Below are 23,390 nucleotides of genomic sequence, written 5' to 3' on the forward strand. Positions count from 1 at the left end.
ATCAAACGTCATTATAAATCATGGAACAGATCAATTTACCTGCTGACATTTTGGTGTATTGTGTGTATGCAGAATCTTTTCCGGAGGATGTTCAGAAATGTCACGAAACGCTGCATAGTCTTGTGCCTTTCTCACCCGAACGGCATTATTTTGGAATTTCCGTACTTGAAAATAGTGAAATGATTTACAAAGCCGCGGCAAATGCCTTACCCGAAGAGGATCTAACGCCCTTAAATCTGGAAGAATTCACCGTTCCCAAAGGCGATTATACCTGCATTTTGATTCACGATTTTATGAACAATGTACCCGCTTTCAAGGAAGCCTTTGATAGGCTTTTTGCTCTTCCCCAAATTGACCCCGAGTCCTATGCTTATGAATGGTATATATCCGATCATGTGGCCCGTTGTATGGTAAAAAATAAAGTCTAATCAGAAAGCTTACATTCATTTCTTACCCAAACTACATTATTTGGCTGATAAATATCCAGGGAGAAGGCTATATTGGGTATCTTTATGAACTCAAAAAAATAGAAATCTACGATGAAAAGTCTTTTCTCCCGGGTAGTAACCGCCCTAGTTATTGGCCTTATTGGGCTTCAATCCGCTCATGCACAAAGCAATCAACCGCTGATGACCGTGGCACCCGGCATGGTATCCTATACCTACCGCGCAAGTTTTGCCAAAGATGTAGCGGCCACCCTTGATACAATTAAGGCTCTGGGAATTACGAATATGGAGTTTTCCAATTTGTTTGGCCGCACGGCAGCCGAGATCCGGCAGCTACTCGATGAGCGTGGCATGCGTTGCACCTCATTTGGGGTTGGCTATCCTGACTTGCAAAATAAACTGGCAGAAGTTGGAAAGAACGCACAAACACTGGGAGCAAGTTTTGTTCGGGTAGCGTGGGTCCCTCACAAGGGACCGTTTACACTGGATCTTGCCAAACAGACTGTGGCTGACTTCAATTCGTTTGGCAAACAGCTCAAAGAGCAATATGGGCTTACGTTCTGCTACCACAATCACGGCTACGAGTTTGAGTTGCATGAACAGGGAACATTGATGGACTATATCATTCAACAAACCAACCCTGACTATGTGAGTTTTGAAATTGATATTTTGTGGACCTACTTTCCTGGCGCTGATCCGGCTGCGCTTATTAGCAAGTACCCCACCAGGTTCAAACTCATGCATCTAAAAGATTTGCGTAAAGGGGTCATTGGGAATTTATCTGGCGGCACTCCTGTAACAAATGATGTAGCATTGGGCACTGGACAAATTGACATCCCTTCGGTGCTTCGAGCGGCTCGTAAATCTTCAATTGAGCATTTTTATATTGAAGACGAAAGCCCATCCTACGCGACACAGGTTCCGCAAACGATTGCCTATCTTAAACAACTCACGAACTGATTTTTAGAAAAAACAATTGGTTTTTCCAATAAACTACCCTCTAATTACCTCTTGTAATTTGGGGGTAATTTTTTTGGTGGTTTTAAGTAATTAAACTTTGACTGAGTCTTCTGTGGTTAGATTCTTTATGAAAACCAAACCTGCCTATGAAAACCCGTTATTTGCTTCTGCTGCTTCTTTGGATAGTTGTTGGACAACAAATTTCAGCACAGTCCCGTAAATCGTCAGGAAAAATAATTCGCACCCTGCTGGTGGATGGTCAAAACAATCATGACCAATGGCCAAAGGTTTCTTACATGATGAAGCATTATCTGGAAGAAACCGGAAAATTCTCAGTGGATGTAAAGCGCTCCTATTATACCTGGAAAGGCGACGAATTCCTGGCGGATTTTCCCTTGAAAGGTACAGAGAATACAATGGCCTTGCCCAAGCCAAAGGCAGATTCCAGTTTTAAACCTGACTTCTCCAAGTACGATTTGGTCGTGTGTAATTTTGGATGGAATGCTGCCGACTGGCCCAAAGAAACTCAGGTAGCATTCGAAAAGTTTATGTCCAAAGGTGGTGGATTGGTAGTCGTACATGCGGCAAACAATTCATTTCCAGACTGGCCGGCCTACAATCAGATGATTGGCCTGGGTGGCTGGGGCAATCGGACCGAAAAGGACGGTCCCTATGTTTATTACACCGATGCAGGAACTTTGGTAAGAGATCCTGCTCCCGGAAATGCCGGATCGCATGGGGCACAGCAGGAGTTCTTGATCACTATTCGCAACCCCGACCATCCCATAACCAAAGGAATGCCTCTCAAATGGATGCATACCAAAGACGAAATGTATGACCGTCTGCGTGGCCCGGCAGAAAATATGGAGGTTTTAGCCACGGCTTTTTCACCAAAAAGCAACCGGGGAACCGATCGTCATGAGCCGATGCTGCTGACACTAACCTACGGAAAAGGCCGGATTTTCCACACACCCATGGGCCACGTCGACTATTCGGTAGAATGTGTGGGTTTTATTACGTGCCTGCTTCGGGGCGCACAGTGGGCCGCTACGGGCAAAGTAGACATTCCGATTCCGGCTGATTTCCCAACCGAAAAGGCTACGAGTCAACGGCCTTTTGGAAAAAAGTAAGGATGTAGTTTTTAATAAAAAATACTTTACCCGAGAACACTGATAAGCAGATTATCGAGGTAAAGTATTTTTTTGTTCCAATTCGTTGCACCCAATCAGGCGGGATCAGCCCAAGGCAACATCCAGTGTCATCATGACCACAAAACCACCAATAAAACCCAGCGTAGCGATGTCGGTATTTTTGTCTTGCTGGGTTTCAGGAATTACTTCTTCAACCACCACAAAAATCATAGCTCCCGCGGCAAAGGCCAGCGCATAGGGCAGCACGGGTGTAAAAAAAGCCACGGCCAATGCTCCTAAAACTCCGGCCACAGGCTCTACCAAAGCAGAGGCCTGACCATACATAAAACTCTTTCGACGGCTCATGCCCATGCGACGCAGCGGCATTGCTACGGCAATCCCCTCGGGGAAATTTTGCAATCCGATACCGATCGCCAGAATGGCGGCACCCGCAATGGAGGCCTCCGGAATACCGGCTGCAACTCCGCCAAACAATACACCTACGGCCAGGCCTTCTGGTATGTTATGCAGCGTTATGGCCAAAACCAGCAGCGTGGTGCGTTGCCAGGGTGATTTTACACCCTCGGTTTCTTTGAAATTAATGTGTACATGAGGCAAAACTTTGTCTAGTGCAAAAAGGAAAAGTGCACCCAGTAAAAACCCTACAACCGAAGGCATTACCTTCACAAAGCCTTCTCCTTCGCTCATTTCGATGGCCGGTGCCAGCAAACTCCAATAGCTCGCCGCGACCATAACCCCGCCTGTAAAGCCTAGCATACCATCGAGCACAACCCGGCTCATGGTTTTAAAAAGAAATACAAAAGAAGCGCCCAGGGCCGTCAACAACCAGGTAAAAACAGTGGCATAAAATGCGGCAAGAACCGGGTTGATACTTTGTAAATATTCCGTTATCAAATCAAACATATACGTACAAGATTCATAGTGAAAGGTGTAAATATACAATGACACAAACAAAAGCAGCAATTGTTCCAAAAAATATTTTAGAACAATCTAAAAAAAGATTGATATCATCAAAAAAAGTTCAATTTCCACTACTCCCAGCCCCGAAAGGGCGAAATCAGCTAGCACAGTGTAAAGCCCTGTGATGTAGACCGCAACCCTATGAAAAAGGGTGCAGCCCTGAGAAGGCAGCACCCTGTGTAAAATGAAACATAGCTAATAAATACCTCAGGAATAAACCTGAGCGGGTTGTTTACTTTTGCTTTTTTTGCCCGGTTTTTTCTTCATTTTATTAATCCAGATCAGCGTACCGGTTACGGGCAAACTCGTAGCAATCAGGCAGGCCAGAAAGTAAAGAATTTTGGAAAACATACCGTAAACATCTCCTAAGTGCAAAGATTTAATGGAAGCCGACACCCGCTCGTTGAACGGTTTATCCTTGAATCGCTCCACCAGCAGCACTTTTCCAGTATATTGATCCAGGTAAAGTTGATCGGCGGCAGCAGGGGCAAAAAAACCGGTTTTGTTTTTTCGCACCATCATTGCTGCGGCAGAATCAGCGGGTAGTGAAAGCGTTACATCACCTTCATACGGCAGAGTTTGATCAATCGTTTGCAGGAAAGAATACCAGGAAACAGGCTGATTTTCAGAGGCGTTCATGGGGAGTTGCGAGACAGGAGCTTCGGGTTTGGGGGCATCAGCAGCCACATAAGTTCCCAGGGATTTCCGCAAGCCGTTGCGGTACCACTCAAAGGAAAAAAATGGTCCGGTTACGCCCATGATAAACAGCAAGATACAGGAATAAAACCCAAGCGTGTTGTGCAGGTCGTGGTTGGTACGTTTCCAGCTCCCGCTCCATTTGATCGAAAGTCCCTGTTTCCAGGATTTTAGCCGCTGAGGAAACCAAATAAAAATTCCCGTAATGACGCCCAACGTAAAGAGAATGGTACAAACTCCGGTAATGATACTGCCAAGGGTACGATTGGGCATCTCGCCAAAAATTGGTTCTTCTATCTTATCCAAAAGCAACCAGCGGTGTAAACTGAACATGGTCTGCATAAATTTGGAAGCGGAAGTTTCAGCACGGGCATCGCCCAGTACTTCGGCCGTATAGGGATTTACCATATAACTTTTGCCAGAGGGTCGGCGCCCTTCCGGCGCTTTACCTCCCGGCCCTGCTTTTTCAGCCTCAGCGCCTTTTGCTTTTTGATTTTTTCCAGTTTCGGGTTTTTCATTAAGGAAAGCTTGTTGCTCTTTTTTATCTGTTTGCAGATTTTGCCCACGTTCTTCCTTTCCTGCCTTTTCAGACCGGCCTTCTTTTTCCCCTTTTTCTTCCTTTTCCTTTACCATCAGCAAATATGCACGCTGCGGATCTGCCGGAATTTTTACCGAAAGCACTTTTCCCCCTGTGGCCTGCTGCACCTTCGGAAGGAGCTCCTCCAACGGAAGTGGATTCTGACCCGGAACGGGCTGCACAACGCTGTACAGTTCAGGCGTAGCCATTTCCCTGATTTCCGTGTTGAATACGTAGATTGTCCCGCTCAGACATACTACAAAAACCACTAACCCGCTCGCCAACCCCAGGTACAGGTGAATATCGTTTAAAAACTTTCTGATTTTGGGCCAGCGACCGGTCGCGGCTGTTTCTTTGGATGCCATGATGGGTTAAGAAAATGTTTTTTATTACTTGATTAAACCTCGGAATTTTCGGGCCTGCAAAGGTACAGGTAATTCAATTTTTCTAAAAAAAGGGTTCACTATTGATCCCACCACACCGGATCCTTTAGCGTTTCGTCACTTCCCATACGGTTTGTTTGCTCGTTATTGGTCATCCGTTCAGATTCAGGATACATAAATCGCAACGGTCGCGAAGTGGGTGTAGGAGCGTTGAGCGAATTGGGGAAATCGGGAAAACCGGTGCGGCGATAGTCATTCCAGGCTTCAATGCTCGAAATGCTATTTAGCGCCAGCCATTTTTGGCCAATGATGCGTTCGATTTTATCAACAGCCTGATCAAAATTGACAGTTGCCTGTGCGTTATAGGCTGCAAAGGCTGATGCGGGAACTTCCATGTAAGCAAATGAATCCTGAATTGCCTGTTCGTAAAGGCCTTTAGCAGATCCCGGCAACCATCCGCGCTGTACGGCTTCGGCTTGCAAAAATAGACTTTCATAGGAGCCCATGAGTACCGAAGGCTGATTGTACCGCTTAAAAATAGCCGCCGGTTTTCCATCATTTTCCAAAGGGCCTTTGAAAGCTGAGGTGGCAATACGCTCGAAATTGGGTAAGGTTTCAGGGTTACCAAACAGGACACCTTTGTACTCGCCATCAACGGTGGTGTACAGATTAGCCAACCGGGGATCGTTGCGTAGTTTATACTGATCAATCAAGTATACCGTGGGCCGGATCATCTCGCGATTGGATGTGCTCACTCCTTGCAGATTGCGGTAGTAGTTTTCCCAAAAAGGATTAAGCTTACCACTTGTTTCAAGGTAGCCGGGCTGAATCAGCGCACTCTCGCCTTTGCCTAAGAACCCGCTTCCTTCCTGCTGAATCAACTGAATCTGACTGGCAATGTAGGAACTTTGACTGCTTACTTCACTCTGACGAATGAGAGCACGGAGCTTGATGGTATTGGCAAATTTTATCCACGATAGCGTATTTCCTTTGAAAACTACGTCGTCTGCACCAGCTTCTGAACCGGCGGGCGTATTTTTCAGATCGCTTATCCCAGCCGAAATCAGGGCCATTGCTTTTTCATAAACAGTTTTCCCATCCTCATAGGCAGGTGAAAGCGTGTTGGTCAACGCATCATCAAACGGAACACCGTTGTATATATCTACCAGTCGCAGAAAATGCCAGCCGAGCATTATTTTTGAAACGCCGGCATAAAACCGGGCATCTTTCAACTCGGCTTCCTGCTGAATCAGTTTGTAATACAACATGGCGTTGAAGGTATTTTCCCAAATCAGGATTCCGTCACGCTGATGACGGATTTCAGGACCGTTGAAGGTTTTCAAATCCAAAAACTGATTGATTCCGTCATTGTTGGTGCCCCAATAGCCTCCCCAAAAAGCACCTACCTGATTGATCGTTCCGGTTTCGAGATTGACCGTTGCAACCAGAGCTGCCGATAGTTTGGAACTCAGAGGCAAAGTTGCCGAACCGGGAGAATTTGGATTTTGGTTTACATCCAGGAACTCATCACAACTGACCAGCGTCGTAAGGAAAAGTACGGAGAGAAATATCTTAACAAACTGATTCATAAGTATTTTGTACTATTTTCTACTTCAAAATGAAGGTGATTTTTTAAAAAGAAACATTTAAATTAAAGCCGTATGTACGGTATGGAGGCACCTGCCGGAAGCTCGAATAGCCATCGGTATTGTTGTACAAATATTCAGGATCTCCCTGATCGTTGTCTTTGTGGCGAATGATAAACAGGTTGGTAGCTACAAAACCAATGCTTGCTTCGCGCACAAACCGTTGACCGCCCAGCAATGCTTTGGGAAGATTGTAGCTTAGATTAAGTTCGCGCAATTTGAAGAAATTGGAAGGTGCCATTGTGTTGCTTTGCACCGCACCCTGACGCTGCCAATAGGCCCGGTCACCCGCCGAATACACGCTTGTATTGGGTTCGTACGTACCGTCTTCTGTCTTTATTACTGAATTCGGGTAGATAAATGGCTGCCGGTCGTAGGCCACCGTGGCCGGATGTGTACCGGCAGTGTACATTCGGGGAATCGTCTCCGAGTACATCCATCCGCCCATCCGCCAATCAAATTGAAGACCCAGGGAAAGTCCTTTCCACTTAAAGGAAGAACTGATACCCATCTGATAAGGCGGCACGAGCGTCCCAACGGTATCGGCAGCGGCGGCCACGAGCGGGTTGCCCGTAGCAGCATCAATCACCACCCTTCCCTGCGGATCCCGTTCGTAATCCGTCACAATCAGCGTAGGGTACTGCCTGCCAATGATGGCGTAGGATTGGCGGAAATTTTGGCGGGAAGTTGCTCCGTCGTAAAGCTCTTTTACCTGATTATTAATGTATGTAAAGTTAAAACCAAGGTTCCATTTCAGTTTGCTTCTATGAATGACATCCCCGCTAATGCCCAGCTCAACCACATCATTTGTCATGGTTCCGGCATTGATATAGGCCGTATTGTAGCCCGTGGCACGCGACACATTGGCATTGAATATTTGTCCGTTGGATTCAGAAAATACGTAGGCTCCGTCGATATTCAGGCGGTTGTTAAGCAAGCCCAGCTGAAAACCCGTTTCAAAAGAAGTCACAAATTCGGGTTTGATGGAAGGATTGGGATTAGTCAAAGAAGGATAAAATCCGATGATATTTCCAAACGGAAACCCATTAGCCTGCGAGTAAGCGTTATTGAGTTGATAAGGCGTAAGCGTGACGTTTCCGGTTTTATTCCAGGAAGCATACAGTTTGGCAAACGAAATGGTATTGCTTTTATTAAGAAAATCGAGTGCTTCGCTCGCGATAAAGGACGCGCTTACACCCGGATAAAAGTACGACCGATTTTCAGGACTCAGCACCGACACCCAGTCATTACGACCCGTAAAAGTCAGGTAAAGAAAGTTATCGTAGCCCGCAGTAAACTCCCCGTAAGCGGCTGCCGCACGGTATTGAGTCAATGCCACGCTCCCGCTAAGCTCGCCCGTCCGACTATCGGGATTGAACAGATCGGGATATAGCAGGTTCGACGAACCAATGCTCGTAGATTTTTTATCGTCTGTCCGCAGGTTTTGACCAAGAAGTAAGCGGGTATTGAATTTTCCGAAATCTTTGGTAGCTGTCACGATAAAATCACTGTTCAATCGGCGGTACGAATTGGTACCGTCAGTTACAGCGCCATTCACATTTCGGGTGCCGGTGGCGGCAAATTTGCCGGTTGTATTGCGGGTTTCTTCGGAAAGGCTGTACAAACCTACCCGGTAAATCGCTTTCAGCCAGGGAGTAAAGGAATAATCCAGCTCAATTTTCCCGTTTAGCACTTGCTGTTGGGCGTTTTGGCGGAAATTTTCTGCCAGAAAAAATGGATTCCTAACGCCCGAAATTGCCGTAAAGTAGTTGAGCGGATTGCCAATGGAAAGCGGATTGCGCCAATCTTTAAACTGAGAAAAATCTATATTTGCCGGAAGCTGATAGGAAGTTATCCAGGGACCATCCGGGGTCATGCTTTTAGAAAAATGAGCATAATTTACTGTATACGAAGTATTTAATTTTCCAAAGCGGCGCGTACCGTTAAAACGCAGGTTGATACGGTCGCTTTCGTCACCCGGAATAATTCCCTTTATTTTCACATATTGTGAGGATAAAAAATAGGTGCCATTTTCATCTCCTCCCGAAAAGGATACATCATTTTGCTGGTTCAGGCCGGTCTGAAACATGCCTAAACGATTGTCGGTCGTAGGCGCTGCGAAAAGCATTTGCGGCTGAGAACCGTCGGGCAGCACCCCGCCGAAGTCTTTCATGGTACCGTCAAACTCAGGACCCCACGAAACGTATTCGGCAGGACTGTAAACCCCGTTAATTCCCTGGCCAAAACGGGTTTGTGCTTGTGGCAGAAGGTACACCTGCGAAAAGGTGGTCGTATTGCTGATCGTGACCCTCCCTTTTCCTTTTTGGCCCGATTTGGTCGTGATCATCAGCGCTCCATTCACACCTTCTGATCCGTACAGGGCGGCGGCGTTGGCGCCTTTCAGAACCGTAATCGATTCAATATCATTGGGATTCAGGCGCGAAATGCTGGGTATTGGCACACCGTCCACTACATATATTGGGGCGTTGGGATTACGGCCATCAATTCCGTTGCTTCGGCTCAGTGAGCGCATTCCCCGCAAACTTATTTGAATTTCGGGATCGACCTTGCTATCATACATGTTGATTCGTAGTCCCGATACTTTACCGCTCAAACCCGTGAGCGGATTGATGACTTTGCCCTGATTAAGATTATCACCGCCGACTACCTGCGCACTTGCTCCGAGTTCCTTTGAGGAGCGGCGAATACCCAAAGCGCCGGTTACGATTAGTTCCGACAGCATGTTTACATTTTCTTTCAACGAAATGGTCAGTGAGCTGCGACCTGCCAATGCCACTTCGTGTGTTTCAAAACCAATGAATGAAGCTACAAGTACGGCGTCCTCGGCGACATCGATTTTAAATGCTCCGTTGGCATCCGTTAAGGTGGCTTCCGATGTACCGCGTACCAAAATGGTGGTTCCAGCCAAAGGCTCGCCGGAATTTTGGTCGAGGACTTTGCCTGTGACACTCACACGTTGTGCAACGAGTGAGCAGGACATTCCAAGCAGCAATAGCAATAAAAGTTGTGCAGTTTTGTAAAAGTTCATTTCAATCAGTAAGCTGTATTTTAATTATTATTAAGACTAATTCCAGGTAGTAATGAGCTTTAATTATTCTTTTGTGTCCCTGGACTCTGGATTTATTTTTTGATGAAAATTTGAAAATCAATTTGTATCGACTAATATTGTTTATAAAGAGTCTAAATAAAAATTGATGGATGCAAAGGTAACCGTCGATTTCAGAAACGAAAGACGTGAAAGGGAAAAAAAATGACGATAGAAGGAGAAAATAAGCCTGAGAGTACTCAAAAAGAGATTTCCTCGCTTTGCAAATGGGATTTTTCCAATATTGAAACTCAGTCAACGGGAGAAAACAAAGAACTTTCAAGCGACGCGAACCGACGATTTCGAGAATGGAGTTATGAGGATTTCTCAGTTTGGTATGGACATTTTCGCCTGGTACAGGTGGCTCAACTTTCGGTAAGGACAGACGATCCGCTGCTGCTGCTTTCGCTGTCAATTCACAATCAGGCCTACTGTTCGTGTAGTTGCAATCCGGCCCCTTTTGTACAAATGCATACGCAGCACTATGGTTTTGTGCTCCTTCCTGCCGGAACGCTACACATCAATTGGCCCGTTAAAGAGGAAACTGAGCATCTTTGCCTGGCATTTTCATTGCCATTTTTGCAAAACTATCTTCCCCTAAATCATCCGATTGTAGAGGCATTACAAGAAATGACAATGGAGACCGAGCCGGTGAGCTTTCAGCAACAACAGCCGCTTACGTCCGAAATGCTCACCATTTTGTATGATTTACTTCATCCTCCGCTCACATCCTACCGACACTCACTTTGGTTGAAAGGTAAAGTACTTGAACTGCTTGCACTACAATTAGAACAGGCAGAAACCAATGACCTTGCCGCCTCGGCGGTGAGTGTACCGGAGACGGATGTGCAAAAAATGCATCTTGCGCGTGAATATCTGGTTGAAAATCTGGAAAAACCGCTTTCCTTAAAAGATCTTTCGCATCAGGTCGGGACCAATGAATACAATTTAAAACGCTGTTTTAAAGAAGTTTTCGGAATGACCGTATTTGGGTATTTGCATCATTTTCGGATGGAAGCAGCCCGAAAAGAGCTTATGAAAAAGGAATCGAAAATTGCGGAAGTTGCCCAAAAAATGGGGTATAAACATGCGACTCATTTCACAGCCGCGTTCAAAAAACACTTTGGTTACTTGCCTCACAAAATCCGTGTGAATGGTCTGCTTTGAATTTTACTTTCTTTTTTGGAGCGACTCGTGTGAGAAATTATTTTTGCATCAACCTTTCCCCGAATGTCTTGAACCAAACTCATTCCGGTACACTTTGAGCAGAAGTATAAAATAGCTGATCAGCAGCGGGCCAAAAATAAATCCCAAAATACCAAACAGCTTCAAACCGACAATAAGCCCCAAAATTGTGGTTACCGGATGTACGTCTCCAATGCGTTGCAGCAAAGTTACCCTTGCCAGATAATCCACGTTTCCAGTTATAACAGCACTAAATATCCCTAAACCGATGGCATTGCCCGTGTCACCTACCGAGAACATATAAATAACAATTGGCAGCCATATCATCGCCGTACCGACTACGGGAAAAAACGCAAAAATACCCGTCACAAATCCCAGCAGGACAAAATCGTTGACTCCAAAAATCCAGTAGCCAATCAGCGCACACACGCCTTGCACCAGCGAAATCAGCGGAATACCCAACGCATTGGCTGTGACCATTCTACGCGTTTCTTCGGCAAACTGTTGCTGATTTACTTCCCGTAGTGGGAGGTAATCTATAAGTGTATCTTCCATTTGGTGGCCGTTTTTGAAGATAAAATAGGCCAAAAATATTCCAATCAAAAGATTACCTACCATTGTGGCCGAGCTATTGAGCAGATTGGGAATGAGTCGGGCGAGTTCATTTTGAATATCTGAAATATGATCCCCGGATATAAAATCTTCTCCGGTCCATTTCTCAATTTGTGCCGACACCACCGCCAATCCTTCTTCCAGTTTTTGAGGCTGCGAAAGAAGTTCCTGAATTTTGGTATAGAGCAATTGAAAGGAAAAATAAATGGGCGCGGCGATACATATCAGAAAGACGAGCATAAAGAGCACCGTGGTGACGGTTTTGTTCCAGGATTTTTTTTCAGTTAAAAAAAAGAACCATCGGCGGCTGATAATGTATAGCGTGATGGCGCCAAGAAATCCTGGAAAAAAAAGATAAAGCTGCGAAAAAAGCAGAACCGACATGGCTCCAATCAGGAGCAGAAAGGTAATTTGACGCAGGCGATTGTTAAAATCAGGCAGGTTACTATTTCCCGAAATCATAGAGCTAAGGGGATAGGCAGGTGATGTATTTCAATAAAATTTAATTCTACAAAAGCTGTACCACCCCACAAAAATACCGAGCCTGAGGCTACCCAATTGGGCCAATTTAGAACAACTCAAAGACAATGTAGTATTCTTCCCCGGGTTATTCTGGATATTTTCCCACAAAGTAAAATTCGGGCAAAGTTTGATTCCAATTTCTATATCTTTATGTAGAGTAAGCTTTACTATCGAGCCTTTCGATGTAGGCTTTTTGATCCATTTAAAAGAGCCACTATGTCAACAATTCTCATTACGGGCGCAAGTGGGACAATCGGGCGGGAGGTGATTCGGGCGCTGCGTGTCTTCTCCACGACTGCAACAGTAGTAGTTGGTGTTCGCACAATGGGTGAAGAGAGTTTTTTGGCTGCGGATTCTGGCATTATTCCGGTACATTTTGATTTTGAGAATCCAAACACCTTCGCACCGGCGCTGCGCAAATGCACTGTTTTATTTCTTTTGCGTCCTCCCCACATTTCGGATGTTTCTGCCATATTTGAGCCGCTTATTCTTGCTGCCAAACAGAACGGTGTCAGGCATGTGGTATTCTTATCGGTACAAGGTGTGGAAAATAGTAGCTTAATTCCGCATCACTCCATCGAAAAACTGGTGGTTCAAAGCGGGCTTGGCTACACGTTTCTCAGACCTGCTTATTTTTTCCAAAACTTTACAACTACTTTTCGGCACGACATTGTACATAAACATCAAGTGGTTATTCCGGCTGGTAAAACCAAATTTACCGTCATTGATGCGCAGGATATAGGCCGCGTTGCCGCCTGCGTGCTGCTAAATCCTCAGAAGTACCAAAACCATGCGTTTGATCTAACCAATGAGGAACAGCTGACTTTTGCCCAAATGGTGGATACAATCGGTGAATTTACCGGACGTTCAATTCGCTATATTTCACCAAATCTGATTCAATTTTTTTACTTGAAAAGAAAAGAAAAAGTGCCGGTTATGCTGATATTGGTACTTATTATGCTTCACTATTTGCCTCGTTTCCAGAAGGTTCCACCAACAAGCCGGTGGGTGGAGAGAATAACCGGCCAAAAGCCTGCTACTTTTGCTGATTTTGTGGCAAGAAACACAGCAGCTTTTACAGAAGTATAAACTGACACGTGCCGGCACGTGTCAGTTTGGAAAAAGATTAATCCTGGGAACAATCCAGTAAGTATTTTAATCCGGCAGGATTGTTGTCAATCGCCTCAAAGACCTGTTGTCCGTGCGAAAGTGGAGCGACTTCCGTAATAATAGATTCCAGGGGAAGCTCGCCGCTGGCAGCCAGGGCAATGGCCTCTTCAAAATCCTGTGGTTCGTACACACGAGCGCCAATGAGTTTGAGCTCGCGCCAGAAAAACCGGAAAAGATCTACGGGTTTGGGCTCGGGATGAATTGCGACCATGACAATCCGGCCGCGGGCGCGCGGGAGCTGCGTCATCGCCTGTACGCCTGCCTGAACCCCCGATACTTCAAATACCACATCGGCCATGGCTCCGTTGGTGAAGGTCTCCACGGTTGCAACCAAATCCTGGGATTTGGGATTTACGGTGGCGAGTCCAAGTGAAGTGGCAAGTTCTAGACGGGCGGTATTGATTTCTGAAAGCAATACTTTGGCGCCTTTTTGCCGGGCGACCAGCGCAATCAGCATCCCGATCGGCCCTCCACCGATTACCACCACGTACTCATCTACCAGAAGTTCAGCCAGACGAATATCGTGGCAGGCGACTGCCAATGGTTCTATCAAAGCGCCCAGTTGAAGGGAGAGAGATTCGGGAAGACGATGCAACGTATGGGCAGGGACGTTCCAGAACTGCTGCATGCCACCGGCAGTATCAATGCCGATAAATTTCAGATTCTTGCCAATATGCCTGCATCCATGATCTGAGGGATCAACCGCACCGGGTTGTAAGGGCCGAACCGCCACCCGGTCTCCCACTTGCCAGTCGGTGACCTCGGGGCCAACTTCGGCAATTTCGGCAGATACTTCGTGCCCAATAACCTGCGGAATCTGCACGCGTTTATCCATGTTACCATGATAAATGTGGACATCAGTTCCGCACACACCGCAGTAGGCCACTTTTAAACGAACCTGCCCGGCTTGCAAAGGTTGCTGATCGGTTTGTTGTATCTCAAATGTTTTATTTCCTGTATATAATAAGGCTTTCATGCTATGATTATTTGGTCAAATTATTTTTGTAAAGATCAGTAACATTCACTTTTATCAGAACTGATTGAGCTGATATACTCTATCTTGCTCTTCGACAACCCATTGTGTACCATTTTCTGACATCAACTCCAACAGAGTGCCAGATCCGGTCTCCACCGTTAGTGTCCAGCATTGTTTTCCATCCGAAAGTGCGTACGTATTTTCCTGCTGCTGCAACTGCCAACTGTTTATGAATGCGGCTCTATCCAGTGCAATGGCATGCACAAAGGTTCGTCTGGCGACAGGTTCAGATTCAGTAAATCGGTAGACCAGTCCACTTCCCGGTTTTCCCTCTCCCCGCTGATTCGGCTCCACATGATAGGCATCATGTACATAGCCATAGACCGGATGACTCCACCCGCCTTTGCCCGTATGGAAAAGTTTCATACCCGCTTCGTTTCTTTTGACTTCCAGGCAATTATCCTGATTTTTAGCAACTGTTCGTGAATCACGGTTATTGACCAGCCAATTCCAGATGGTGGTTATAGGTTGGGTAGCCTCAATAGTATCAACAACAAACAAGACGTTGGAACCCGCCAGTAGCCAAAGCCGGCTAAACTCAATTAAAGGCACGCCGTAGGCAGCTGCTACCTCTGCACCTATCACCGACACCAGTCCGCTTCGCTGCGCAATCAATTTCTTATTCCCTCGATTGATTGGCTCACTGATTGTGCCATCGGGCGAAATTATCCGGCGCGGCAGTACCGAATTTTGTTCCAAAAGCGTGGCTTTTGCTAAATCTTCCTGCAAACCCAATGCATCTTTTTCGACCAGAAACGTACAGGTTGAGTGCGTCTGCGAGGAGCTTTCCAGGCCATGAATCAGATTTCGGTAGCAACTGTGGCCGGGATCAGTCAGCAGGCGCTCACCGCGGTGGGCCACAATAAATGAATTGAGGTCGCCGTGCAGGTGGCCCGGTCCGCAGAGACCTTCTCCACCACCATTAATAGCTACGATGGTTTGGGCAGGCCATGCATCGCGCATGAAAGCATGCCCGTTGCTAAATGTTTGGGTCAAGGGTAAATCTGCCGATTTAGGGGACAAACCTTCGGTTGCTTGTAAAAGCAACGGAAGGGTCAGAAATCCCCAATCGTTGACCATTCCAAAAGTCGCCAAATCGTGCGGTCCCTGGTAGGGAACGGGCGCGTAATAGTTGTCAAAAAGTCCTTGTGCCAGGCCACCTTCCAGGCTGTTGGGCAATCGTGCGGAGAGATGCAACAGCAAATCTGCTGAGGGCCGAAAAAGTGCTGACGAATCATTAAAATTAGCCGCCCGGGCGCGGGGTTCCATGCTTCCCCAGCCTTCGGCAGGTTTGTCATAGAACATACTTTGCGTAATCCAGGATAGTCCTTTGCCATAGGACTCAATGGGTAGCTCGCGGACTTTTTCAGGATACTTACGCACTACTGATTCGTAGGCCAACATCAGCGCAAAGGCCAGGTAATTGCCGTATTGAAGTGATTCGGCATAGGAACCATCGGGCTGAAAAGCCTGCGAGCATTGCTTCCAAAGTGGTAAATATTCGTCCAGTATCGGCTCATCGCCAAGCACAGCGGCGGCTACCACAACTCCCGACGTCAGGATGCCACGCCAATTGGCCAAATGCGAATTAGCCGCAAGCCAACGCTGGCAAAGGGTCAATCCCTTTTCACGCAAACTTACACGTACTTCCTGCTCCTCCTGATTTTGAAAAACCTCAGGGGCCAAATCCACCACCGAGGCAAGCGCCCAGCAAAGATGAGCTGTTTCCAGATGCCCGGTTAATGGCTCGGCGTGACTGCGAAAAGCTGGGCCGACCCAGTCATAGATCGGTGCCCGGGCTAGTTCCAGTGTCATCGAGCGCAGCCATTGCGCAAGGGCTGCTTCGGGTTTTAGCGCGTACAGCATCGCGGCATCTGAAAGATATTCGGCAGCCGGGTAGTACCAGGCGGTTGTATCGCCGATTTCGGCCAGACTTTTACGCTCCACCCGGGCATACACCCGCTGACGCAACGCATCATAAAAAATAGCCAGAACCGGATCACGTTCCTTGATCCGTAGTAGGATTTGGGTATGTTCGGCCTGAGTTAGAAAAATTCGCATGAGATCTTGTTTAGCAAAAAGGGATTTCTAAAAACCTGTTGATTTGAATTGAAACGCAACGCAACTAAGGTTTAGAAATACCCCCCATTTTTTACAACATCCGTAGGCGACATTCCACTTTCAACCATGTTCTTTATATCTTCCTCCCGGTTCAGAATTGCTTCGGCTGCGAGCAAAACATCGTAGGTAATAGCCTGAGGGATGGAGATGACCCCGTCAATATCACCAAAAATCCAGTCACCGGGCTGAATGATTACTTCTCCGATCAGCACGGGTTTCTGGTAGTAATACATCTTGAAACGGCCCAACATACCCGTATTGGATTTGTATTTATAAAAAACCGGAAACTTCTGTTCCAGAATGGCCTGTGTATCCCGGATACCGTTAATGAGGGCTCCCCGGCAACCGGCCCTTAGAGCAGCCATGGTCATTACCTCGCCCCACTGAGAGGTCACGGTGTCACCCGTACAATCCCACACAACCACCGAATCCTGTTGCAGACTTTCGAGCATTTCGGCCCGCATGCTCATTTCGCCATCGGTAGTAATATCCGGTGCACCTTTGATAGTAAAGGCAAGGCCGGCCATTTTCATTTCCTCCCGCAAGGGAGCGTAGGACGAGGGCAGGCTTGTTGCGTGCATTCCGTAGTTAAAGCGCAGCACATCATTGACTGCTCCTGTGTACAGGCGCAGGTACCGCTCCCGCATTTCGGCCACCGGAATCGGGAAAAGTTGTGTATCGGTTGTTGCGTTAAAATTCATACTGAAAGTGTTAGGCTAAAAATTTCATGTTATCCAAATTCAATTCCCGAAGCAGCACATCCTGAGGCTGATCGATGGCAAATACGATGGCCCGGGCAACGTCTTCGACTCTGAGAAACTTTTCACGCGGCACCTTGCGGTCGCCCCAATAGTTGCTGTCAGTAGGGCCGGGATTGATATCCGTAACCTTAATTCCAAGTTTCAAAACCTGATCGGCCAGTCCGCTGCTCAGCCCACGGGCCCCAAATTTGGATGCACAGTACACGGGTGCGTTGGCGTTGGTGCGCTGCCCGGCCATCGATATAACGCTCAGAATATGACCGGATTGACGAGGCTTCATAATTTTGAGCGCTTCGCGGTTGCACAAAAATACCCCGCGAACATTCACATCCATCATGCGTTGAAATTCATCCAGATCAGCCGTGGCTAAGTCGGGCGAAATCAGGCCAAGTCCGGCATTATTCAGCAGTACGTCCACCGTGCCAAAAGCTTCGACGCAGGCCGAAAAACCGGCAACTACATCCGCTTCGCTGCTCACATCTCCCCGAAAGGAGCGTAGATTTTCGTGGTTTATCTGATCAGACAATTGATTGGTTCGGCTGAAATCGAAAACTTTGGCGCCTTTTTGCAACAAGAGCTCGGCGGTAGCACGCCCGATTCCGCTGGACGCTCCGGTAATTACGACTACTTTATTGGTTAGATAGGTCATGGTGTTACTAATTAACTTATAGATTTTCTTTTGTTTTTCTTTTTAATTTAAATATAAAAAATGCGGTAATCAGGCAAAAAACTCCAACTCCTAAGGCCATTTTCCCACTATAATTTGCCAATGAGGGTACCGACAAAACTGAAAATAAAAAGCCCGTACAAGCCAGGGCAATGCCGTAAAGTCGCTGCAAAATAGGTTGCATGGAGTTATCAGATTCAGAAGCAGATTTTTGTGCCGGAACCCGAAGTCTGGCAAAAAACGCCGCCACCCGCACCCGGTAAGCTTCGCTGGTATTGGTAAAATATCCTGAGGCCCAGAAAACCAGAAAACACACAACCATTTCAATCAACGTGGCGATTTCCCAGGAAAAGCCCGTGAAGCCGTTCAGCAGCAATCCTACCAACATACCGATCACTACGGCTGCAATGGCTCCTGTTGGTGTTGGCTTACGCATTAAGATACCGAAAACCAGAGGGATAACCATAGGAATAGCGAAGAGCCCGGTAAACAACTTGTTGGCCTCAAAGGCTCCCCCAAATCCACCGACAAAAAGTGCACCAATAGTCACCATCAAACCAAGGACAATAGTGGACAGTCGCCCTACAAGCAATAGTTCTTTATTACTGGCCGTGGGTTTAAAAATGCGTTTATAAATATCGCTGGTAATTACACTGGCCGTCACGTTGTACTCTGAACTGAGCGTTGACATGGTGGCCGCAAACATGGCTGCAATCATCAGGCCCATCAATCCCTGGGGCAAAAGTTTGAGGCAAATGCTCACGTAGGCCATTTCGGGATCGGGTAGATCAGGAATAATGATCCGTGCGGCAATGGCCGGAATTAAAAATATGATGGGAAAAAGTAAAAACAGAGAAGCCGATAGCCAACCGGTTTTGCGGGCATCCGTTTCGTTTTCTGCGCTATAAAACCGCTGCATAAAGGCCCAATTCCCACAAAATTTGACCAAAACCATCAGATAATACACAAAAAGATAGAGCGGCGCCCCTTTGGGGCCGTTGGTAAAGGTCAGGTGAGCAGGTAATTGCTCACTGATATTGGAAAGCCCGCCAGCAGCCTGAAGCGAAAGCGGAAGCAGAATGACCGTGGCCAAACCTAAAATGATAAACTGTACCACATCCGTCACGAGCACTGCCCACAAGCCACCCGCCACCGTATAGACAAGCACCACAAGTCCACAGGAAAGAATCGACATTTCCAGAGAACTATTTGTAGCAGCGGCAACAAAAAGCCCAATGGCGTAGAGCTTGATCATTTCGTCCAAAACTTTAAAACCTACCCCACTCCACGAAAGTACCTGCCGAACGGGCGCATTGAAACGGGTTTCTAAAAATTCCACCGGGCTAATGATTCCTGCCCGCTGCCAGCGCTTGGCCAACACGAGCGCAGCAAATACGGATGGCGGCACTGCGCACCAAATCACCGTCAGCGCCACCAATCCGTGCGTGTAGGCAATGCCCGCATAGGCCACAAAAATAGAGGTGCTAAACATGGTCATGAAATTGCTGATGCCGTTGGCCACCCATGAAACTGAATTCCCTCCTTTGAAATAATCTGAAATATTTTTTACAAATTTACCCAGATAAATACCTATACCTGAGACCATTATCATGTATAAAATTATGGCAAAGTAATCCAGGGTTTGGAGTTGGTTCATGAGTTAGTCGATCAGGTAATTTAAAAATTGATGTCGTCGTCGTCGGGTCTATACTATTCAGGGTTCTTTCTCAGCTTTTTAAAAGGGAATCAACGATCGATCCACAATCAGAATGGGACTATCATACACCGGAATATTCTTAAAGGTGCGCTTGTTTCCGCTAATGACCTGCTGGCTATCCGGCAGTTCGTATACCGCTCCGGTCAACATATCTACGTAGACGGGTTGATCGAAATCGCTGTTCAGAATCGTGAAATTGATGGTTTTTGTTGTGTTGGAGTTGGTTGGAATGCACTCATCCATCCAAAGGGCAAACACTTGGTTTTTGGTCGACTTGTGCTCGTATGCATATACCGACAGGCTTCGATCGGTGCCTTTGTTATAATGCACCGATCCGGCCGCTACCGGGGCGTTGGTATTGTGCGTATCATGAAGATTTTTTATTCTTACCAACTGATCATCAAATACCGAAGCTACGTGCTGCATGGCATAATAGGCCATTTTGGGTCGAATGGCCCGTTTGGATGTGTCCGACTCAATAATTCCTTTAACATTCATGCGGGTTATGGGCCCGCTCGTAGCGCCATAATTCATTTCGATAATCCCCAGAATACTGGATTCGATATCATGCCCTAAATCGCCCAGCATGCGGCGCATAATCCACTTGGCCTGCGAGACTTCTGACCAGTCATAATCGCCAATGGCACCCCGGTTGGCGCCTCCCATGGAAGGCGCACCGTTTTCACCCTGCCGAAGGTTTACCTGTGGAGCATAGCGATCCAGAACTCTCCGAAGATCTGACACTTTACCATAATTTGAATCAGGATTATAGACATAGTCATGGTAGGTCACGTTATCAAACAGCGACATTTTGCCTTTTTCATGAATCGTTTTGAAAAACACATCCGCATAGTTCAGGTCGATATGACCCATGGATAATCCGGAAATTCGGGCATGGGGTTGCATGCGCTTAATGATTTCGGCGGTACGAATATTCAATTCGGCGACTTTTTCAGGCAGGTTGATTGTATTATCCCCAAAGTTCGGTTCATTCCAAACCTCCCATTCATCTACCTTATCTTTGTACCGCCTGACCAGTGCCTCTACCCACGCATCCCAGGCTGCCAGGGCCTCGGGCGAAGTCGGAATGCCCGCACTCAGGTTCACACCTCCCCCACCGGGATAAATTGGGTTGCCGTAGGAAGTTTCCAGCCATGGTTTAAGCCCGCGGGCATGGGCGTCGTTCACGATTTTGTCCAGCCACTCCCAGGAGTAGACACCCTTCTTTTTTTCGGTTTTGGCCCAACCCGCCTGCATACGCAACCGTTTGATTCCAAGGGGCACCAGATATTCTTTATACTGCTCGTAATCAGTCAGATCCCGGTCCAGAGTTTCACACCCAATAATCCAGTTGGACGATTGGATTTGGTCCGTGGTTTTGGGTTTGATGGTTCCAATACGTTTTAAGGCAATATCAACCCTGGTCTGTACCCGGTTTTCGGACGTATCTATATTTTGTGCAATTGTTGGATGTATTCCAAAAAGTAAAACAAACAAACCTCTTAGCAATCGTTTCATAGTATACTCAATTTCAGGGATTGGTTAAATCTACCAGGTTTTGCGATACGTACTCAAACCACTCTTTCATGGTTTTGATCTGTGGAGCTTTACTCCAAGCCACTCCTACAAAATAAGTAAGGGGTATTTCGGAGCTCGTTCTCACAAGTACAAACTTTTCTTTTTCGTTCTCAGCAAATGATTCCAGCTCAGTTGGTTTAACCAGGATGCAAGTTCCCAGTTCACCGTTTTTTGGAGCATAGGATTCCCAAAGGGCCAGCATGCCGTTCTTTGCATCTTTCACCACCTCGGGCTCGGTAGCATACGAAATACCCAGGGCTACCAGAAAGGGCTTTTGTGAATCGGTGGTAAATGTGCTGGTAACTTTGCAGAAATTCGAGCCCATTTTCAGACTGATTACCTTTTTCTCACCGACCAGAATGCCGTCTGCCTCCCAGGGATCAAAATTGAGTTCAAAAATTATTTCCTCTTCGGTATTTTTCAAAATAGTATGGGTAGCATAAGGCTGCGAAATGTAAGGTTTACCATTTTGCCAAATGGCCGTACCACCCAGTCCTCTTCCGTAGGCAACATGGTAAAAGTCATTCCCTTCGCCATGATCCAGATGATAAGATTTACCCATGGTATTTTCATAGTACCATTTTGAAATAATGGGATAATCAACCGATTTAGTCCAAATATCAATTCCGCTGCTTACCCGGTTTTTGACAGGCGGACCATACACCCGGAAGGCTACACGGTCGTTTTCCCAACAGATATTCCCGTTGGCTTCGGGCATGTAGCGAACAAACGCCTGTGGCCTGATGGGTTTGCCAAAATCTGTAACGTAGCAGCCTAAACTTTTAGCAGGCCTGATTTCCTTAATACCCATTTTGGCTGCCTGCGTAAAGGCTAGTACGACAGGACCAAACGCATGAATATCATTGAGTTTCCAGGGATGTTTGATGTAATCTTCTTTGGTTCCTTTTCCTGGACATAGACACCCAATTGTTACATTGCTTATGGAGCCGTCGGGGGCAATGTATGAGGTATACCCACTTAAACCTTTTATAAACTGTGGTAAATAGGACTTGTCAAGGATACCTTTTTCAAGGCATACGCCCAAACCAAAGAGCATCAAACCGCTGCCGGATGTTTCTACGTAGGAAGTATGCTCGGTCATTTCCTGGTTCCAGAGACCTTCCTGATTCTGAAATTTCAGAATGGTCGTAAAAAAGCTTTTTGCCAATTCATTTACTTCTTTCTTTTTCGGGTGAGTATCGGGCAAATCCCGAACTAAAAACGCCAGAGCAAACGCGCCCCAGCCGTTTCCACGGCTCCAATTATCTTCCGAAATTTTTCCCAAACCCTGAAACCCCCGTCCCTGATGTACCAATCCGTTGGAATCTTTCAGAATCTTAAACATTTCCATGGTCTCATAAACAGCAAAATCCACGTATTCCGGTTTGTCCATGCTCAACCCCGCATACAACATGTAAGGAGTTACGGCAAAGGCGCAATCGATCATAAACTGATCAAGGCTATCTTTGAGCCATGGAGCGGTCATCAGGCCTTCGGAGGTTCGTTTCTGGCCTTTGTACATCTTGTCAGCATAGGCATAGACATGTTCCGTTAAATGCGGAGTTTTGTTTAAATAATTCAAATAGGCCACGCCGCTACCGCCCGCTTCATAACTAATAAAACTGCCCCGGCCTTTAACTTCTTTACTTTTGAATTTGTCAAAGATCTCAATGGTTTTCTGTAAAGTCTTGGGGGCTTTTTGTAAAACTGCCAGCTCGCTCATGCCATGCATGAACAGCGTGCCTCCATAAATACCCAGATCAACTTCCTTCATGCCGCGTTCGATGGCGAGTTCGGCAATGGCTTCTGTACCAATAGGCTGCGTGTTTTTGGGTTCATAGTTATGCATGGGCTGTGAGACACAGTCCACGGACAGAAGAGATAACACCCAAAGGCAGGCAAAAAGACTTTTGACTAATTGTTTCATAAAATATTCATTTCCAAGGATTAGGCATATTGGTCATATTAATGATTGCTAATCAAGAGTTTCAAACAACACAATTTTCCAATTAAACTATTGCTGCCGAATGGTTTGAGACGTTGAAATAAAAGGCCGGTAAAGGTTACCGACCTTTTTGAATTAAATTAACCTATGA

Annotated in this window: 17 protein-coding genes; 5 read left to right on the plus strand and 12 right to left on the minus strand. The window is 46.5% G+C overall.

The features are described 5' to 3' along the window. The first annotated feature begins 20 nt into the window (after positions 1–20). The 3 genes from EZE20_RS06095 (at position 21) to EZE20_RS06105 (ending at position 2,536) form a co-directional block, all read left to right on the plus strand. Positions 21–428, plus strand: coding sequence for a transcriptional regulator (locus EZE20_RS06095; RefSeq protein ID WP_132115573.1), 408 nt, complete (start codon positions 21–23; stop codon positions 426–428). Positions 429–539: 111 nt separating this feature from the next. Next, the gene (locus EZE20_RS06100) at positions 540–1,406 is read left to right on the plus strand and encodes a sugar phosphate isomerase/epimerase family protein (protein ID WP_132115575.1); all 867 of its coding nucleotides are present in this window, start codon (positions 540–542) and stop codon (positions 1,404–1,406) included. 146 nt (positions 1,407–1,552) lie between these two features. Then, positions 1,553–2,536, plus strand: coding sequence for a ThuA domain-containing protein (locus EZE20_RS06105; RefSeq protein ID WP_132115577.1), 984 nt, complete (start codon positions 1,553–1,555; stop codon positions 2,534–2,536). A 105-nt stretch (positions 2,537–2,641) separates the two neighbouring features. On the opposite strand, the gene EZE20_RS06110 is transcribed toward EZE20_RS06105, so the two are convergent. The 4 genes from EZE20_RS06110 to EZE20_RS06125 all read right to left on the minus strand — a co-directional run bounded on the left by EZE20_RS06110 (position 2,642) and on the right by EZE20_RS06125 (position 9,868). Further along, positions 2,642–3,460, minus strand: coding sequence for a ZIP family metal transporter (locus EZE20_RS06110; RefSeq protein WP_132115579.1), 819 nt, complete (start codon positions 3,458–3,460; stop codon positions 2,642–2,644). A gap of 264 nt (positions 3,461–3,724) precedes the next feature. Beyond that, entirely contained in the window at positions 3,725–5,155 is a 1,431-nt protein-coding gene (locus tag EZE20_RS06115; RefSeq protein WP_132115581.1) for a PepSY-associated TM helix domain-containing protein, read from the minus strand. A 98-nt stretch (positions 5,156–5,253) separates the two neighbouring features. Continuing rightward, positions 5,254–6,762, minus strand: a complete 1,509-nt coding sequence (locus EZE20_RS06120; RefSeq protein ID WP_132115583.1) for a SusD/RagB family nutrient-binding outer membrane lipoprotein — start codon at positions 6,760–6,762, stop codon at positions 5,254–5,256. Positions 6,763–6,805: 43 nt separating this feature from the next. Further along, positions 6,806–9,868 carry a SusC/RagA family TonB-linked outer membrane protein gene (locus EZE20_RS06125; RefSeq protein ID WP_132115585.1) on the minus strand — a complete coding sequence of 1,021 codons (3,063 nt, stop codon included), beginning with the start codon at positions 9,866–9,868 and terminating at the stop codon, positions 6,806–6,808. A gap of 222 nt (positions 9,869–10,090) precedes the next feature. Between EZE20_RS06125 and EZE20_RS06130 the strand changes: the two genes are divergently transcribed. Next, a complete protein-coding gene (locus EZE20_RS06130; protein ID WP_132115587.1) occupies positions 10,091–11,092 on the plus strand; it encodes a helix-turn-helix transcriptional regulator in 1,002 nt (333 codons plus the stop codon). A 48-nt stretch (positions 11,093–11,140) separates the two neighbouring features. Here EZE20_RS06130 and EZE20_RS06135 read toward each other — a convergent pair whose 3' ends face one another. Beyond that, positions 11,141–12,184, minus strand: coding sequence for an AI-2E family transporter (locus EZE20_RS06135; protein WP_132115589.1), 1,044 nt, complete (start codon positions 12,182–12,184; stop codon positions 11,141–11,143). Positions 12,185–12,460: 276 nt separating this feature from the next. Here EZE20_RS06135 and EZE20_RS06140 point away from each other — a divergent pair, with 276 nt between their 5' ends. Next, positions 12,461–13,333 (plus strand): NmrA family NAD(P)-binding protein, encoded by an 873-nt coding sequence (locus EZE20_RS06140; protein ID WP_132115591.1) that lies wholly within the window; start codon positions 12,461–12,463, stop codon positions 13,331–13,333. Between the two features lie 37 nt (positions 13,334–13,370). Here the strand turns inward: EZE20_RS06140 and EZE20_RS06145 are convergent, their stop codons facing one another. The 7 genes from EZE20_RS06145 to EZE20_RS06175 form a co-directional block, all read right to left on the minus strand. Further along, positions 13,371–14,390: a zinc-dependent alcohol dehydrogenase gene (locus EZE20_RS06145; RefSeq protein WP_132115593.1), complete on the minus strand. Its 1,020-nt coding sequence runs from the start codon at positions 14,388–14,390 to the stop codon at positions 13,371–13,373. Positions 14,391–14,444: 54 nt separating this feature from the next. Further along, complete coding sequence (locus tag EZE20_RS06150) at positions 14,445–16,511, minus strand: heparinase II/III domain-containing protein (RefSeq protein ID WP_132115595.1); 2,067 nt, start codon at positions 16,509–16,511, stop codon at positions 14,445–14,447. Positions 16,512–16,582: 71 nt separating this feature from the next. Beyond that, positions 16,583–17,272, minus strand: coding sequence for an RraA family protein (locus EZE20_RS06155; protein ID WP_132115597.1), 690 nt, complete (start codon positions 17,270–17,272; stop codon positions 16,583–16,585). Positions 17,273–17,282: 10 nt separating this feature from the next. Continuing rightward, positions 17,283–17,981, minus strand: a complete 699-nt coding sequence (locus EZE20_RS06160; RefSeq protein WP_132115599.1) for an SDR family oxidoreductase — start codon at positions 17,979–17,981, stop codon at positions 17,283–17,285. A 16-nt stretch (positions 17,982–17,997) separates the two neighbouring features. Beyond that, on the minus strand, positions 17,998–19,656 hold the full coding sequence (locus tag EZE20_RS06165; RefSeq protein WP_132115601.1) for a sodium:solute symporter family protein: 1,659 nt from the start codon (positions 19,654–19,656) through the stop codon (positions 17,998–18,000). Positions 19,657–19,734: 78 nt separating this feature from the next. Further along, positions 19,735–21,234: a GH39 family glycosyl hydrolase gene (locus EZE20_RS06170; RefSeq protein WP_132115603.1), complete on the minus strand. Its 1,500-nt coding sequence runs from the start codon at positions 21,232–21,234 to the stop codon at positions 19,735–19,737. Positions 21,235–21,247: 13 nt separating this feature from the next. Beyond that, the gene (locus tag EZE20_RS06175; RefSeq protein ID WP_132115605.1) at positions 21,248–23,221 is read right to left on the minus strand and encodes a DUF4861 family protein; all 1,974 of its coding nucleotides are present in this window, start codon (positions 23,219–23,221) and stop codon (positions 21,248–21,250) included. Between the last annotated feature and the right edge of the window lie 169 nt (positions 23,222–23,390).

Origin of the sequence: Arundinibacter roseus, from assembly GCF_004348825.1 — a bacterium.
GTDB classification, from domain to species: Bacteria; Bacteroidota; Bacteroidia; order Cytophagales; family Spirosomataceae; genus Arundinibacter; species Arundinibacter roseus.

What these genes read in the sequence shown, in the direction of transcription:
- EZE20_RS06110 (WP_132115579.1), bottom strand. Translation starts at nt 3,460, where the DNA reads ATGTTTGATTTGATAACGGAATATTTACAAAGTATCAACCCGGTTCTT.
- EZE20_RS06120 (WP_132115583.1), bottom strand. Translation starts at nt 6,762, where the DNA reads ATGAATCAGTTTGTTAAGATATTTCTCTCCGTACTTTTCCTTACGACG.
- EZE20_RS06105 (WP_132115577.1), top strand. Translation starts at nt 1,553, where the DNA reads ATGAAAACCCGTTATTTGCTTCTGCTGCTTCTTTGGATAGTTGTTGGA.
- EZE20_RS06095 (WP_132115573.1), top strand. Translation starts at nt 21, where the DNA reads ATGGAACAGATCAATTTACCTGCTGACATTTTGGTGTATTGTGTGTAT.
- EZE20_RS06165 (WP_132115601.1), bottom strand. Translation starts at nt 19,656, where the DNA reads ATGAACCAACTCCAAACCCTGGATTACTTTGCCATAATTTTATACATG.
- EZE20_RS06175 (WP_132115605.1), bottom strand. Translation starts at nt 23,221, where the DNA reads ATGAAACAATTAGTCAAAAGTCTTTTTGCCTGCCTTTGGGTGTTATCT.
- EZE20_RS06155 (WP_132115597.1), bottom strand. Translation starts at nt 17,272, where the DNA reads ATGAATTTTAACGCAACAACCGATACACAACTTTTCCCGATTCCGGTG.
- EZE20_RS06145 (WP_132115593.1), bottom strand. Translation starts at nt 14,390, where the DNA reads ATGAAAGCCTTATTATATACAGGAAATAAAACATTTGAGATACAACAA.
- EZE20_RS06170 (WP_132115603.1), bottom strand. Translation starts at nt 21,234, where the DNA reads ATGAAACGATTGCTAAGAGGTTTGTTTGTTTTACTTTTTGGAATACAT.
- EZE20_RS06140 (WP_132115591.1), top strand. Translation starts at nt 12,461, where the DNA reads ATGTCAACAATTCTCATTACGGGCGCAAGTGGGACAATCGGGCGGGAG.
- EZE20_RS06115 (WP_132115581.1), bottom strand. Translation starts at nt 5,155, where the DNA reads ATGGCATCCAAAGAAACAGCCGCGACCGGTCGCTGGCCCAAAATCAGA.
- EZE20_RS06150 (WP_132115595.1), bottom strand. Translation starts at nt 16,511, where the DNA reads ATGCGAATTTTTCTAACTCAGGCCGAACATACCCAAATCCTACTACGG.
- EZE20_RS06100 (WP_132115575.1), top strand. Translation starts at nt 540, where the DNA reads ATGAAAAGTCTTTTCTCCCGGGTAGTAACCGCCCTAGTTATTGGCCTT.
- EZE20_RS06160 (WP_132115599.1), bottom strand. Translation starts at nt 17,981, where the DNA reads ATGACCTATCTAACCAATAAAGTAGTCGTAATTACCGGAGCGTCCAGC.
- EZE20_RS06125 (WP_132115585.1), bottom strand. Translation starts at nt 9,868, where the DNA reads ATGAACTTTTACAAAACTGCACAACTTTTATTGCTATTGCTGCTTGGA.
- EZE20_RS06130 (WP_132115587.1), top strand. Translation starts at nt 10,091, where the DNA reads ATGACGATAGAAGGAGAAAATAAGCCTGAGAGTACTCAAAAAGAGATT.
- EZE20_RS06135 (WP_132115589.1), bottom strand. Translation starts at nt 12,184, where the DNA reads ATGATTTCGGGAAATAGTAACCTGCCTGATTTTAACAATCGCCTGCGT.